Origin of the sequence: Moraxella equi, assembly GCF_002027555.1 — a bacterium.
GTDB classification, from domain to species: Bacteria; Pseudomonadota; Gammaproteobacteria; order Pseudomonadales; family Moraxellaceae; genus Moraxella; species Moraxella equi.
In genome coordinates, this window is the sequence record NZ_MXAP01000020.1 from 16,457 (window position 1) to 30,294 (window position 13,838).

Sequence of the window (13,838 nt, forward strand, 5' to 3'; positions counted from 1 at the left end):
ATTTTGCCAAAGCCCTTAAAATTTTCACCAAAATCATGTTACAATATCCTGTTAAAATTCATAATTAAAAAAAGGCTATCTCAATGTTCCAATTACATCCCACCCTTGCCAAAGACACATTTTTGGTTGGCGACTTACCCCTATGTACCGTGCGTTTGATGAACGACTGTCAATTCCCTTGGCTGATTTTGGTGCCACGTGTCTCAAACATCAAAGAAATCTATGAGTTATCTGACGCTGACCAAGTGCAATTTTTACGTGAATCAAGCTGGGTATCTAGCCAAATGGCAAAAATCTTTGGGGCAGACAAAATGAACGTCGCCGCCCTTGGTAATCAAGTGCCACAACTACACTTTCATCATGTCGTCCGCTATCAAAATGACGCTCGCTGGCCCAACCCTGTTTGGGGTTGCCCCGCCATCGCCTACACGCCCGAAGTCTTGCAACACATGAAACAGACCCTGATGATGGCACTTCGTGGACATCATGAAATGCCTTTTGACTGGAAAATGGTGGTTTAGCGTTTAATCCATTGATTTTATTTAAAAAAATTGATAATTTATTCACATCAAGCAACACATAAAAAAATCCGTCATGACACCAAATGACGGATTTTGTGGTTTTTACAAATGATTTAATCACTTGTCTTGTTCAAATGCCAGATTTATCGTGCCCTCTTGATTATTTTCATTCACCTTTTGCTCATCTTGTGCCAATTTTTCTTTGGCAAGACTGTCTTTGGCGATGACGGTATCATCTGCCTTAGTTGCTTTTTCATCTTTACCCACTGGGGTAATGGTCACTTTTACCAAACCCGCTGACAATGGAGCAAGCTGTTTAAAGGCATTTTTAGTCAGGTCAATACGCCCCACCTTACCAATACGGTCATTGACTTTACAAGTAATGGATTTGCCTGTTTTGGCATTGGTCACTTTGACATGAGTGCCTAGCTTGTATTGGTTGGACGCACAAGTCATGCCGTTATTGCTAAATAATTCGCCATTGGCAGTTTTGCGACCATTAAATTTATCGGCATAATAAGACGCCGTGGTCGAATGGGCAGAAGCCTGCACGCCAATTAGAGCGGTCAGAGCTAAGGTGGTGATGTTAAATAAACGCATAATGTCTCTCTATAATATAAATGTAAAGATGTTTTAACCATCTTTGATGTTAGTTCTCTATGGTTGAGAAATGAATAACGGTTTTAAAAAAATATGAAAACCTGCCAAACAAAAAGAATGGCTAGGGTGTGCTGAACTTTTTTATTTGCAATGAAAATCACGAAAAATCGCCCGTTTTTCAAGAAAAAAGTGAAGTTTGAGAGTCATTTTATCAAACGAGCTTTTGACTTCGAGCTACAAGATTTAGCCATTTTTCATGCAAAAACACCATTTTATTTCTATGAAATTTCTAAATGTTAAAATGTGTTATAAAGGGTGGGCACGCCCTATTATAACAAATCATCATCCGTCACTTGTTAATCGATTGCTATTTTTTTGTAAACGTGTATTGATACCACTCCATCATGTCGCTTTTATTTTTGGCAAATTTTAATTTGAGAAAATGTTTAGATAATTTAAAAAAAAAGCAAAATGCGTGTATGTTTTGTAATGAATGTGGCTAAAAATAAGCCAAAACCAACGCTTTATTACTTTTTATTACAGTCCACAAAGAATATGGCAATAAAAAAAGACTACAATAAATTTGCAGGCAATCGCTGTCCTGCTGTAAATTTAGCATCAACACCACATTAAATTAAGGATACCCCCATGAAAAAAATCATCGCCCTATCATCAATCATCACCTTGACCTTAACAGGCTGTGCCAGCACCCAACTAGACGATACTCGTGTCAAGACTGTAGAAGGCGAAGTGAAAGCCGTTAAAGTGGTCAACATTCCAAACTTTGACATCGAAATCGCCCCACGCAAAGCCACTTGCCAGCTCACTGACACCGCAGGAAACACCGTTGCTAGCGAATGCCTACAATACCGCCGTACCCACGAGCGTAACTATAACGTCCTAAGTGGGAACATCGAAGGGTTCACCTTTGAAGAAGGCAACCGCTATGTGCTAAACATCAGCCAAACAGCAGTTGATGATGAAGCCTCAGGCAAAGTCGTTCCTGTATGGAAACTAAACAAAGTCGTCTCAGTAAATCCTGAAATCATCAATCCTGTACAGTAATTATTTCTGGCTACAAAGACTTAAAGACTCTTTGCTCTTGTAAAGCCTTTCAAGTACAGTATAATCTACCCATTGGGCGAGCTTACCATCATGAAAATGACTGGTCGGTTCGTCCAATTTTTATTTTTTGGCAAAGGGTGTTATAATTGGCTAAATTTTAAGACAAACACACCATGACCATTCGCACGCCAAAAGAATTTAATCACGCCCCCAGAAAACGCTTTGGGCAGAACTTTTTACACGATACAGGCATTATCCGCCAAATTGTTGATAGTGTTCGCTTATCTCGCACCGATAACCTACTAGAAATCGGACCGGGGCTTGGGGCATTGACCGAGCCACTACTGGCGGAGGTGGACGGCATGACAGTCATCGAGCTTGACCGTGATTTGGCAAATGGTCTAAAAATCAACATTGGGGCGAACAGCCACCCTGATTTCACCATCATTAATGACAACGCCATGCATATTGATTATCATGAGCTTGCCAAGCAGGTGGGGCGTGGGGCGTTTCGTGTGGTGGGAAATCTGCCTTATAACATCTCCACGCCCATTTTATTTCACTTGTTAGAATTTAGCGATGTCATCACCGACATGCACTTTATGCTTCAAAAAGAAGTCGTTGACCGTATCACTGCCGAGCCAAACACCAAGGCGTATGGGCGACTGTCGGTCATCATGCAGTATCATTGCACCGCTGATTATCTTTTGACCGTGCCAAATGGGGCGTTTAACCCACCACCAAAGGTAACCTCTGCGGTGTTTCGTCTAACGCCTTTTAAGGTCAAACCCTTGCAAGCCCAAGATGAAAAACTCTTTGCCGATGTCGTGCGTGAGACTTTTAATCACAGACGCAAAACCTTGCGAGCGATTTTTAAAAGCGTGAGTATGCTACCAACCTTGGATGATGATGATTTTGCCAAAGCGGGCATCAATCCTCAAGCCCGTCCCGAGACTCTGAGTGTGGCGGATTTTGTGCGAATGTCTGATGTCGCCTTTGAAAAAAACCAAAAGTGACCCTAAATAATTATTACAATCAACCAAACTTTTTATTATTTAACTGATATAATGAATGTAGTAGCACCCAAAGTTTATCGCCATGAATACGTCATTGGGGATTTGCAAGGTTGTTTTGATGCCTTTAATCGACTGCTTGTTGTCCTAGATTTTGATGAAACCCAAGACAAACTCTGGCTGTGTGGCGACATCGTGGCTCGTGGGGAGAATTCCTTAGATACCCTAAGACAAGTCAAACGTTTGTCCGACATTGGGGCATTGACCACCGTGCTTGGCAACCATGATATTACGCTGATTGCCACATGGCGGGGTGTTTTACCCATCAAGCCCAAAGACAACACCGCACCGATTTTTACCGCTCCCGACTGTGATGAGCTGTTAAACTGGCTACGTCATCAGCCATTTTTGGTATATCCCAACGACAAAACGGTATTGACCCATGCAGGCATGCCGCCCCATTGGAAGGTCAAAGACGCCAAGGGTTATGCTAACGAACTGGCACAAGTCTTTGGTGGTGATTTAGATGAGCTTGATAAGCTGTTGCCTAATTTATACAGCAAAGCCATCGAACCTTGGTCGGATAAGCTAACAGGTCATGCTCGCCTGCGACTGATTGCCAACTATCTGACACGCATGCGACTGTGTGACAAACATGGCACGCTTGAATTTTCATTCAAAGAAAGCCTTGGCGATACCATGCCTTTGGGTTATCGTCCTTGGTTTGATTGGAAAGTGGTACGCAAACGCAAGATTTTGTTCGGGCATTGGGCAGCACTAGAAGCAAAAGTTGCCACCGACCACGTTCGTGCGTTAGATGGAGGCTGTGTGTGGGGTGGCAAACTGGTGGCGTATCGCCTTATTGATGAACGCCTTATTACCGTAAATGGCATAGACGATAGGAGTAACAATCATGGCTAATCTGTCTTTTTTCACTACAAAAGGGGGGACACTGTCACATACTCGAATGTGTGTAGCCTTTTTAACGGCGTTAACCCTGTCAGCGTGTGCCAACAAACCCACCTATCAGCCAAATAATAACACTCGCACCACGCCTGCTGGTGGCAACCATACCAAACAAGGCGTGCCCCAGCGTTACCAAGTCCAACGTGGTGATACCGTCTCAAAAATCGCCGCTCGCTATGGTCTTAACTGGCGTGAAGTTAGTCGCATCAACCGCCTAGACAGTAATCACACCATCCGTGTCGGGCAGTGGCTAACCCTATGGGGAACATCAAACCCCGCCCAAGCTGGCACAAGTACCAGTATCACACAAAGCCCCGTACACTCAAATACCAATACAAACACAACCAAGGTGATTACCGTTAAAAAACCCCATGGTCGGCAGTGTGGGCGTCATGCAATTTGAATACCCTGTCAGCAAAGATAGTAAAGTTGTGCGTCACTTTGGTGAAATTAGCAACATCAATGGCATCAACACCAAGACCGAAGGCATGTGGTTTACTGGTAAAAACAATGATCCGATTCGTGCCACACGTTCAGGTACAATAGTGCATGCTGACAATGCCAACACAGGTGGCATTATTACCATCTCACATCCTGACGGCTTTGTCAGTAGCTATCTGCATGTCAAAGACGTGAGTGTCCGCAAAGGGCAGCAAATCGGTGTGGGCGACCCTATTGCCAAGATGAAACAACAACCAAATGGGGCAACTTTACTAGAATTTCGTATTGCTAAAAACGGTGTCTACATTGACCCTGTGACGGTTTTAAAATGATTGGATGCAGCTAAAAACCCCACCAAAAGAAAACCGCTCATGACAATTTGTCTGTCCATAACGGTTTTCTTTAAATTTGAAGCCTTATAAGAAGTCCATTAAAATCCACCTGCCAGCTTATCCAGCTCATCATTTAGCTTAGCAGGGTCAAATGAGCTACCAAGACCCTTTTGTGGGGCAGATATCCTAAAATCATCACCATCACGCTCCATCACCCACGCCACTACGCCATGCTCGCCTGCGGTGATTGTTGCCAACTCATAGGCATGAATGATGCTGTCGTCATCACTGATTTTTGTAATGCCTTTTTTGGCATGCCAAAGCGGATGTTTATGATAACTTGACATGACAAACACGAGCTTTTGTGCCGTCTCGGGCAACTCGCTAAGTTTGACGTGAATCAACTCTTGGGGTATGAGCGTTTCTTCAAAATTATTTGCCCCTGCCAATGACCCAACATGACGCACACTCTCATCAAGCCCTCGCACCTTGGCATACCAAATCTTATCTAGCACTTGATGTGAGCCATCAAGCACCACGCAGGATAAATCAATATCCATGGTAAGCGTTGGCGAGCGAAACGGGGTCAGCCCCTTTAATACAGGCAATTTTCTGACAAAGGCAAGTAAGCCCGTTTTGTCAAATTGGCAGGCTTCATAACTGACCGCCACGGTCAAGGTATGTCCAAGCACGCCTATCTCAGTGAGTGTCTTAGGTTCAAAAAATGCTTTTAAAGGCTGATCGCCCACGTCTGTATGGTTTGTATCTGTCATGTTCAATTTTAAATTAGGTGGTAAGTGGTAAGTTATCTTTTGAAGTACTGATGCTACTTAACATTGGTTTTGTCTGATAAAGTAGTATCATCAAAAGCGTTTTTTAATGCCAATTCTACCGCATTGATACGCTCTTGGCAGACTTTATAAGCCCCAATAGACTGCTCAACCATACTCACAAGATTATCAATGTCTAAGGTTTGGCTTTGCTCTAATGTATCGGCATTATGCTTTAAAATGTCGTAGGCTTCTTTAAACGTGGTGGGGGCAGTCGTTTTTGGCATGATACACTCGGTCAATTAGGATAAATAACCCATTTTACCCAATCCGTCATTGGCAAGCAAGTTTAATTTATTCACTCATATATTACGCTCCCACATCTTATTCCCATACTCATCCTTGTCTTGATTTTTTAACTACAAAATCAATAACCTATTTTCAAAACTTTACAATTCTGTTATCATATGCAAAATTTTATTAGCCAGCACCAATTTTAATGATAATGAAACCAAATCAGGCGTGATAAGTAAAGAGGCACTTCGTGGCATGGTTATCTTTGCCATCTCTGCCATCGTCTCGCTGGTGCTGTATAATGTCATGCCGTTTGGTACTGAGGTCAATAAAGGTTTGGCATTACTGATTTTTGTGGGTATCTTGTGGCTGACCGAAGCCATTCATGTAACTGCCACTGCCATTTTGGTGCCACTACTTGCCATGCTTATTGGTATTCCTGATTTTGAAACCAAAAAAGCATTGGCACATTTTGCTGACCCCATCATTTTTGTGTTCTTTGGGGGCTTTGCATTGGCAGCAACCATGCATGTACAAAAACTTGACAAAAAAATTGCCTTTGGCTTAGTTAGTCTAGCAAAGGGTCATCTTGGCACAGCAGTACTGCTTATCTTTGCAGTTACAGCAGGTTTATCGATGTGGATTAGTAATACCGCCACCGCCGCCATGATGTTGCCTTTGGCATTGGGGCTTTTGACCCAAGTGGACAAAGAAAAAGACCGCAATACCTTTGTATTTGTATTACTTGGCATTGCTTATTCTGCCAGTATTGGTGGTTTGGGAACGCTGGTGGGTTCACCACCAAACGCCATCGCTGCCAAAGCACTTGACCTTGATTTTGCAGGTTGGATGAAATATGGCTTACCTATCATGCTTGTATTTATGCCTACTTTGCTTGGTGCGATGTATTTTGTGTTAAAGCCAAATCTTAACCAAAAAGTTACCATGCAACAAGAGAATATTCCTTGGACATTTCCTCGTATTTTGACCTTAGTTATTTTCCTTGTAACTGCGGTAAGCTGGATTTTTGGTAAGCAGTTGGGTGAGATGGTGGGCTTTAAATCGCCTGATACAGTCATTGCTTTGTTTGCGGCAGTGGCTGTGTTGGTGTGTGGTTTGGTAAGCTGGAAACAGGTATCGGACAACACTGACTGGGGCGTACTCATGCTCTTTGGTGGTGGTATTGCCTTGTCTGTGGTTATGGAAAAATCAGGGGCATCTAAGCTGTTGGGTGAGCAAATTGCAAGTGTATTGAGCGTGGCTCCTGCCTTTGTGGTGATTTTAGCCATCGCTGCTTTCATCATTTTCTTGACCGAATTTACCTCAAATACTGCCTCAGCAGCCCTTTTGGTGCCTGTATTTGCTCCTATTGGTGTGCAACTTGGTTTGCCCAAAGAGCTTTTGGTAATGGTTATTGGTATCGGTGCCTCTTGTGCCTTTATGCTGCCTGTTGCCACCCCACCCAATGCCATCGTCATGGGGACAGGCTATATCAAGCAAAAAGAGATGATGAGCGTTGGATTTATCCTAAACTTGGTATCCATCGCCATCGTCACAATATGGGCATTCTTCTTCCTAAGATAATCCCATATTAACCCAAAAAATGAACATGTCGTGATGATATGTTCATTTTTTTTAAAAATAAATTCATTTTAAAAAAAATAAAACTTACAATTTATGGCAAAATATGGTTTAATACCGCAATTTTTTAATTCTGCTGATAAATAGCTCTATCACAGATTCATTTTTAAGCGAGATTCCCATGACCGCAATCGCCCTAAACACCCCTGATTTTGTCCGCCATCAAGCCATCATTGACTGGGTCGCCGACATCTCCAAACTCACCAAACCTGCTCGTATTGAGTGGTGCGACGGCTCACAAGAAGAATATGACCGCCTTATCAATCTCATGATTGACAATGGCACCATGGTCAAGCTAAACCAAGAAAAACACCCTGATTCTTACCTTGCTTTTTCTGACCCGTCTGATGTGGCTCGTGTCGAAGACCGTACCTTTATTTGTAGCGAAAAACAGATTGACGCAGGGGCAACCAACAACTGGAAAGCACCCAGCGAGATGCGTGTCATCTTGAACGACAAATTTGACGGCTGTATGGCAGGTCGCACCATGTACGTTGTGCCATTTAGCATGGGTCCACTTGGTAGCCACATCGCTCATATTGGCATCGAATTGACCGACAGTCCTTATGTGGTGGTAAGCATGCGTAAGATGGCTCGCATGGGTCGTGCGGTGTATGAGGTGTTGGGCACGGACGGCGAATTTGTGCCATGTGTACACTCAGTTGGCAAGCCTTTGGCAGACGGCGAAAAAGACGTGGCATGGCCGTGCAATGACGACAAATACATCGTTCACTACCCAGAAACTCGTGAAATCTGGTCATACGGCTCAGGCTATGGTGGCAACGCCCTACTTGGCAAAAAATGCCTAGCCCTACGCATTGCCTCCGTCATGGGTCGTGAGCAAGGCTGGCTTGCCGAGCACATGCTTATCCTAGGCGTAACGAACCCCGAAGGCAAAAAGCACTATGTGGCAGCTGCCTTCCCATCCGCCTGTGGCAAAACCAACTTCGCCATGCTTATCCCACCAGCAGGTTACGAAGGCTGGAAAGTCGAAACCGTGGGCGATGACATTGCTTGGATTAAGCCATCAAAAGACGGCAAACTGTACGCCATCAACCCCGAAGCAGGTTTCTTTGGTGTTGCCCCTGGTACCAACACCAAAACCAACTCCAACTGCATGGCGTCCTTGTCTCGTGATGTCATCTACACCAACGTTGCCATGACCGAAGACGGCGAAGTATGGTGGGAAGGCAAAACCAAAGAAGTGCCTGACAATCTCATCAACTGGAAAGGCAAAAAGCATGACGGTAGTGAGAAAGCTTCACACCCCAATGCCCGCTTTACCGTATCAGCAAGCCAATGCCCATCGATTGACCCCAACTGGGAAAATCGCGAAGGCGTGCCAATCTCTGCCTTTATCTTTGGCGGTCGCCGTGCCGACACCGTGCCACTCATCTCCGAATCCCCTGATTGGATTGATGGCGTGTACAAAGCCGCCACCATGGGCAGCGAGACCACTGCTGCTGCGGTCGGTCAGCAGGGCGTTGTCCGCCGCGACCCCTTTGCGATGCTCCCATTTGCTGGCTACAACATGGCAGACTACTTCACCAACTGGCTAGACATGGGCAAAAAGCTAGAAAAATTGACCAAAGAGCATGGCACCCAACTGCCAAAAATCTTTAAGGTAAACTGGTTCCGCCGTGATGATAATGGCGACTTTGTATGGCCAGGTTTTGGGCAAAATATGCGTGTGCTAGAATGGATCATCAACCGCTGTGAAGGCAATGCCAATGCTCATGCCACACCGATTGGGCTTGTACCGACTTATGAAGACCTAAATTGGACTCATTCTGACTTTACCAAAGAAGATTTTGAGACCGTTACTCGTCAAAACAAAGATGAGTGGATCAAAGAAATCCAAAGCCATAAAGAGCTGTTTGGCAAATTGGGTGAGCGTATGCCACAGGCACTCATCGACCACGCCGATAAAATCCTAGAAGGCGTACAAACCATGTCATAAGCAATAGCATGGCATCTTTTAGCACAAAAACGCTCCGATTTGGGGCGTTTTTTATTTGGTAATGGCTTTGATTTTGTGATACATTATAGCAATTATCATTATAATGACCATCTCATGACCACCCTAGTCCCCAACCCCACACACCCCATTTTTATCAAACAGCTAAACCTTATTGGCATTGGCGTACTTGTGGCAAGCCTTGTGTATTTTGTGGCGTCCAACTGGTTCTACCTGCCCCACAGCGTGCGTATGGCTATCCCCATGAGTCTCATGGTGCTATCAAGCGTGGCAAGCGTATGGATACGCCATGACACGGCTCGCCAGACCTTGCACACGTTGGCGGTTGGCATGATTGGGCTGTCGCTTGCCGTCATCGGGCAAGCCTATCAGACAGGGGCGGACAGTTTTTGGCTATTTGGCATTTGGTCGGTGCTTGCCCTACCCTATCTGTATCGGCATAATTATGGCGTGTTTTTTATTTGGGCGATTATCTCGCCTTTGACGGTCTATTTGTTTTTTAAACAAACTCACATCGGTACCGATGGCTCTTTTTATCTAATTGCCATGAATATCCTATTGCTTGGTAATTTATACCTTACTCATCGTTATTATCCCATTGGCAAATATTTACTTATCATGATGATTGGGGTATTGTCTTTATTTAGTGTCTTTTTGCAGATTGATAATACCCATATTATTTATATACTAAGTATCATAGCCCTGCCTTTATTTGCCATTTATTTACTCACAAAACACCAAGAATCAATCAGCACCGCTTTGATGACATCGTTATTTGGTTTATCACTTTTGGCTTGGGCGTTGCTTGAAATTTTTGATATAGACAGCCTTTCTTTTTTTGCCATTGGTACATTAAGTTTTTTATGGTTTTGTGGGATTGGTATTTATCTAAATGCCATTTTACCCAAAGGCAAATTTCATAGCACTCCGATTGGCATGGGAGCATATATTGCAGGGATATTTTATGCGTTGTCTTTTTTGACTTTTTGGGAAACAGGTTCGCTATTTTTTGGGCTAATTACCGCCATTATTGCTTTTATCGCCCTAAAAAAATTAAATAGCAATACAAACAATGAATCCACCAAATTATCTCATTTATTTATTCGTCATTTGGCTTATGCTCTTATGCTTTGCGGTCAAATTGCTTTTTTATATCATCTTGATGATAAAATAGTAATGTTATTTCCCCTTATCATTGCCCAACTGATATTTGCCATCATCGCCATCTTTGTTAGAGTGCATTGGCTCGTTATTATCATGCAGTTGCTCGGTGTATATGGCTTAACTTATGCTTATATTCAAGAATTTGTTATCAATGAGTCGCCAATTCTTCATTATCTGTCTATTTCTGATATGGTATTGGGCGTTGAATGGCTTATGCTACTTGTCTTATTGCTTATCCACAAAAAACAATCCTTAATCCCACACCGTGCCATTTGGGGGTTTGTGATGTGTGTGGTCATTAGCACGGTATTTTTGACAAATACCGTGACGTTTTATGATGACACAACCGCCCAAACCACGTCTTTGGTAATTTATGGCTTGCAATTTGCTCTTATTGCCATATTGATTTATCAATTTTTTAATCATCACCTTACTCATATCGGACTTTTGTTATTGATTGGGTTGTCAGGGGTTTTGATAGGTTTTGGGCAATTTGGCTTGGCAATATTCATGCTTGGGGTATGTTATGGGGTTAGCCGTCCTGATAAGTTCATCAATTATGCTTATATTGTTGGCGTTATTGGGCTATTATGGTATGGCTATTATCACTTATCCGCCACTTTTTTGATAAAAAGCATGGTCATGGCAATCTCTGGCGTGGCAATATTACTTTTGGCTTGGTTATTAACTTTGCCTAAATTGCAACGAAACTCTATTACTTATGATAAATAAATTACCCCAAATTTAATAAAAATCCATTTAACTTAAACCATCATGAAACATATCAATAATTACCTGCCTGTTGTTTTTTGTCTAATTGCCCTAACGGTATTTGGGGCGATTATCTACAAACACGAAACGCACATCAAACACGGCAAAGACATTTATATCCGCCTTGCCCCCACCGACCCACGCTCATTGATACAAGGCGATTATATGACGCTTGGCTATGATTTTTATTTTACCAAAAATACCGATGATTTATATGCCTACGGTGAACGCTTTTATGAACATTATCAAGACCGCACTCATGTGCTAATTTGGGTATTAACTAATGACAAAAATATGGTCATAAAAAGCAGATTTGACAAAAGTGAATTTAATAAAGACGAGCAATCACAGTTACGTCCGCTTATCATCAATAATCCCAACAATTATGTCTTTAATTTTTATTCAGCATCGTCAAGTTTTTTATTTGCCGAAGGGCTTGGCAACTGCTATGAAAAAGCCACGTTCGCCCATCAAAAAACGGACGACAAAGGCAATCCGATTTTGGTTGATTTGGTGGATGATGAATTGGAATCGTTAGGATGCGAAACAGTCCATTAATCTTAATATTAATCTTAATCATTAAACACAAAAAACCTGCCTAATGACAGGTTCTTGTATTGAGGTATAGCTTATACTTGCATGGTTTTGATGGTTTCAAGATAGGTGCGAATGTTGGTCACATAGTGCATGCACTGCACATATCGCCCGTTCTTACTGGCATTGCGAGCCAAATAGCCATAAACTTCCGCCCAACTGTTGCCATCTCGCCCTTTGGCGTTTAGCTCGCTTTGAATGCGTTTGACGGCATTAGGTCCCATATTATAAGACGCCAGTACGAACCACAAACGCTCCGAATCTGGTACATCTATATAGAGCTTTTCTAGCACTTCTAGGTATTTGGCACCGCCTTGGATACTTTGGACAGCGTCGGTGCGATTTTTTACGCCCATCGCTTTGGCGGTGTCTTGGGTTAGCATCATGAGCCCCTCAACGCCCGTGCGTGAGATGGCATTAGGGTCAAGGTGCGATTCTTGATAACTGATGACTGCCAACACTTGCCAGTCATGATTATGAGCTTTTGCCCCGTTTTTAAACGCTGTTTTATACAATGGCAGACGCTGTTTTAGGGCTTTTTTAAAGTGCATGTCACTATAAGCATTGGTCAGCAGAGTTTGGTCATAAAAACGTGCTGTCGACGCTGTCAGTGACAGCTCATCAGGGCTACACAAGAAGCTCTTGGCGTGTTCATTAAGACTACCATCTGTGGCACGGAACATGAGCGATGTCGTGCCATTTAGCCCATAGCCTGACAGTGTCTGCACCATGTCATCATTGCACGCTAATGGCACGCCTGTCATATCCGCCTGACTCTCACCAAGCAATCCATCGACATTGCCTGCTTTAAAGGCGTTTAGAGCTTCTTGCTCGGTGTCATAGACTTTAAGATTTAGACTAACACCAAGTTTATCAGCATAACGGTCGGCAATGTCATAACCAAAACCATGCTGAATGTCGCCATGGTTGAACACCGTGCTGTCACCCTTGGTCGTGGCGATGACAATCTCACCCTTTTGCCTCACACCATCCAATGCAGACATGGCAGATGATGACGTGGAATCCATGCTTGGGGTTAAAAAGCCCTTGACAGGCAAAGAAAGCAGTGACGCCGTGCCAAGACACAGCACCCACTTGGCAAGGGTTGCCACGGGTTTGTTTGGGGTATTTAGTCGCTGGGCAAATTTGCCAAAAAGACCTTGTTTGGTTTGTTCGTTAAGTTCCGACAAGCACAGGGCGGATTTTTGGATGATAAACGGCTTAAATGTTGTCGCTTTAAAATTTGGATTGGTGTTATTATTGTCTAATACTGCTGGGTTATTGGCATAAAATGAATAATAAAATCGGTGATTATTGGTGCGAATGATTTGCATAATATTCTCCTATCTTGCCGTAAACACCGCACGATTTACATCATAAATAACACAATGCAATAATATGTGGTGCGATTGCCGTGTTAGATATCCGTGCCATCCATGATGGGTGTTCAAGCACTTCTAAGCCATTACGCCTAGGGTTACTTGACATCAATGGATAAGACAGATAAATCATGATGATATCGCCATCAAGCCTGTGGCTTGGATTTACCCATAATGACAAGTTTAGCCAATCATCACAGGGAACATCATCACGCAACAACCAAACGGTTTAACTAAAATTTGGCAGTTTCTTCGCAGTGGCTTACCATCAACCATGCCAATAAATGATATAAATGACATATGGGTTAT

Annotated in this window: 14 protein-coding genes; 10 read left to right on the forward strand and 4 right to left on the reverse strand. The window is 43.2% G+C overall.

Annotated features, from left to right (window positions below; genetic code table 11):
• Positions 1–83: 83 nt before the first annotated feature.
• Positions 84–521: an HIT domain-containing protein gene (locus B5J93_RS02055; RefSeq protein ID WP_079324199.1), complete on the forward strand. Its 438-nt coding sequence runs from the start codon at positions 84–86 to the stop codon at positions 519–521.
• Positions 522–638: 117 nt separating this feature from the next.
• On the opposite strand, the gene B5J93_RS02060 is transcribed toward B5J93_RS02055, so the two are convergent.
• Positions 639–1,121 carry a septal ring lytic transglycosylase RlpA family protein gene (locus B5J93_RS02060; protein WP_079324200.1) on the reverse strand — a complete coding sequence of 161 codons (483 nt, stop codon included), beginning with the start codon at positions 1,119–1,121 and terminating at the stop codon, positions 639–641.
• 648 nt (positions 1,122–1,769) lie between these two features.
• On the opposite strand from B5J93_RS02060, the gene B5J93_RS02065 reads away from it, so the two are divergent.
• The 5 genes from B5J93_RS02065 (at position 1,770) to B5J93_RS02085 (ending at position 4,938) form a co-directional block, all read left to right on the forward strand.
• Positions 1,770–2,186, forward strand: coding sequence for a DUF4377 domain-containing protein (locus B5J93_RS02065; RefSeq protein ID WP_079324201.1), 417 nt, complete (start codon positions 1,770–1,772; stop codon positions 2,184–2,186).
• 173 nt (positions 2,187–2,359) lie between these two features.
• Entirely contained in the window at positions 2,360–3,202 is an 843-nt protein-coding gene (gene rsmA, locus B5J93_RS02070) for a 16S rRNA (adenine(1518)-N(6)/adenine(1519)-N(6))-dimethyltransferase RsmA (protein ID WP_079324202.1), read from the forward strand.
• Positions 3,203–3,253: 51 nt separating this feature from the next.
• Positions 3,254–4,120, forward strand: a complete 867-nt coding sequence (locus B5J93_RS02075) for a symmetrical bis(5'-nucleosyl)-tetraphosphatase (RefSeq protein ID WP_079324203.1) — start codon at positions 3,254–3,256, stop codon at positions 4,118–4,120.
• Positions 4,113–4,568, forward strand: a complete 456-nt coding sequence (locus B5J93_RS02080; protein WP_079324204.1) for a LysM peptidoglycan-binding domain-containing protein — start codon at positions 4,113–4,115, stop codon at positions 4,566–4,568. The genes B5J93_RS02075 and B5J93_RS02080 overlap by 8 nt, the downstream gene beginning before the upstream one ends.
• A complete protein-coding gene (locus B5J93_RS02085) occupies positions 4,558–4,938 on the forward strand; it encodes a murein hydrolase activator EnvC family protein (RefSeq protein ID WP_158080662.1) in 381 nt (126 codons plus the stop codon). The genes B5J93_RS02080 and B5J93_RS02085 overlap by 11 nt, the downstream gene beginning before the upstream one ends.
• A gap of 98 nt (positions 4,939–5,036) precedes the next feature.
• Here B5J93_RS02085 and B5J93_RS02090 read toward each other — a convergent pair whose 3' ends face one another.
• Positions 5,037–5,711, reverse strand: a complete 675-nt coding sequence (locus B5J93_RS02090) for a TerD family protein (RefSeq protein WP_079324206.1) — start codon at positions 5,709–5,711, stop codon at positions 5,037–5,039.
• Positions 5,712–5,764: 53 nt separating this feature from the next.
• On the reverse strand, positions 5,765–5,995 hold the full coding sequence (xseB, locus tag B5J93_RS02095) for an exodeoxyribonuclease VII small subunit (RefSeq protein ID WP_079324207.1): 231 nt from the start codon (positions 5,993–5,995) through the stop codon (positions 5,765–5,767).
• 262 nt (positions 5,996–6,257) lie between these two features.
• Between xseB and B5J93_RS02100 the strand changes: the two genes are divergently transcribed.
• The 4 genes from B5J93_RS02100 to B5J93_RS02115 all read left to right on the forward strand — a co-directional run bounded on the left by B5J93_RS02100 (position 6,258) and on the right by B5J93_RS02115 (position 12,114).
• Positions 6,258–7,586 (forward strand): SLC13 family permease, encoded by a 1,329-nt coding sequence (locus B5J93_RS02100; protein WP_079324208.1) that lies wholly within the window; start codon positions 6,258–6,260, stop codon positions 7,584–7,586.
• A gap of 178 nt (positions 7,587–7,764) precedes the next feature.
• Positions 7,765–9,603 carry a phosphoenolpyruvate carboxykinase (GTP) gene (locus B5J93_RS02105; protein WP_079324209.1) on the forward strand — a complete coding sequence of 613 codons (1,839 nt, stop codon included), beginning with the start codon at positions 7,765–7,767 and terminating at the stop codon, positions 9,601–9,603.
• A 114-nt stretch (positions 9,604–9,717) separates the two neighbouring features.
• Entirely contained in the window at positions 9,718–11,517 is a 1,800-nt protein-coding gene (locus B5J93_RS02110; protein ID WP_143823473.1) for a DUF2157 domain-containing protein, read from the forward strand.
• A gap of 42 nt (positions 11,518–11,559) precedes the next feature.
• Positions 11,560–12,114, forward strand: a complete 555-nt coding sequence (locus tag B5J93_RS02115; RefSeq protein ID WP_079324211.1) for a GDYXXLXY domain-containing protein — start codon at positions 11,560–11,562, stop codon at positions 12,112–12,114.
• 71 nt (positions 12,115–12,185) lie between these two features.
• Here the strand turns inward: B5J93_RS02115 and B5J93_RS02120 are convergent, their stop codons facing one another.
• Positions 12,186–13,484, reverse strand: coding sequence for a transglycosylase SLT domain-containing protein (locus B5J93_RS02120; RefSeq protein WP_079324212.1), 1,299 nt, complete (start codon positions 13,482–13,484; stop codon positions 12,186–12,188).
• Positions 13,485–13,838 lie beyond the last annotated feature (354 nt).

Bases quoted from the DNA above. Each gene is read 5' to 3' on its own strand.
- B5J93_RS02055 (WP_079324199.1), top strand. From the start codon at position 84: ATGTTCCAATTACATCCCACCCTTGCCAAAGACACATTTTTGGTTGGC.
- B5J93_RS02060 (WP_079324200.1), bottom strand. From the start codon at position 1,121: ATGCGTTTATTTAACATCACCACCTTAGCTCTGACCGCTCTAATTGGC.
- B5J93_RS02065 (WP_079324201.1), top strand. From the start codon at position 1,770: ATGAAAAAAATCATCGCCCTATCATCAATCATCACCTTGACCTTAACA.
- rsmA (WP_079324202.1), top strand. From the start codon at position 2,360: ATGACCATTCGCACGCCAAAAGAATTTAATCACGCCCCCAGAAAACGC.
- B5J93_RS02075 (WP_079324203.1), top strand. From the start codon at position 3,254: ATGAATGTAGTAGCACCCAAAGTTTATCGCCATGAATACGTCATTGGG.
- B5J93_RS02080 (WP_079324204.1), top strand. From the start codon at position 4,113: ATGGCTAATCTGTCTTTTTTCACTACAAAAGGGGGGACACTGTCACAT.
- B5J93_RS02085 (WP_158080662.1), top strand. From the start codon at position 4,558: ATGCAATTTGAATACCCTGTCAGCAAAGATAGTAAAGTTGTGCGTCAC.
- B5J93_RS02090 (WP_079324206.1), bottom strand. From the start codon at position 5,711: ATGACAGATACAAACCATACAGACGTGGGCGATCAGCCTTTAAAAGCA.
- xseB (WP_079324207.1), bottom strand. From the start codon at position 5,995: ATGCCAAAAACGACTGCCCCCACCACGTTTAAAGAAGCCTACGACATT.
- B5J93_RS02100 (WP_079324208.1), top strand. From the start codon at position 6,258: ATGGTTATCTTTGCCATCTCTGCCATCGTCTCGCTGGTGCTGTATAAT.
- B5J93_RS02105 (WP_079324209.1), top strand. From the start codon at position 7,765: ATGACCGCAATCGCCCTAAACACCCCTGATTTTGTCCGCCATCAAGCC.
- B5J93_RS02110 (WP_143823473.1), top strand. From the start codon at position 9,718: ATGACCACCCTAGTCCCCAACCCCACACACCCCATTTTTATCAAACAG.
- B5J93_RS02115 (WP_079324211.1), top strand. From the start codon at position 11,560: ATGAAACATATCAATAATTACCTGCCTGTTGTTTTTTGTCTAATTGCC.
- B5J93_RS02120 (WP_079324212.1), bottom strand. From the start codon at position 13,484: ATGCAAATCATTCGCACCAATAATCACCGATTTTATTATTCATTTTAT.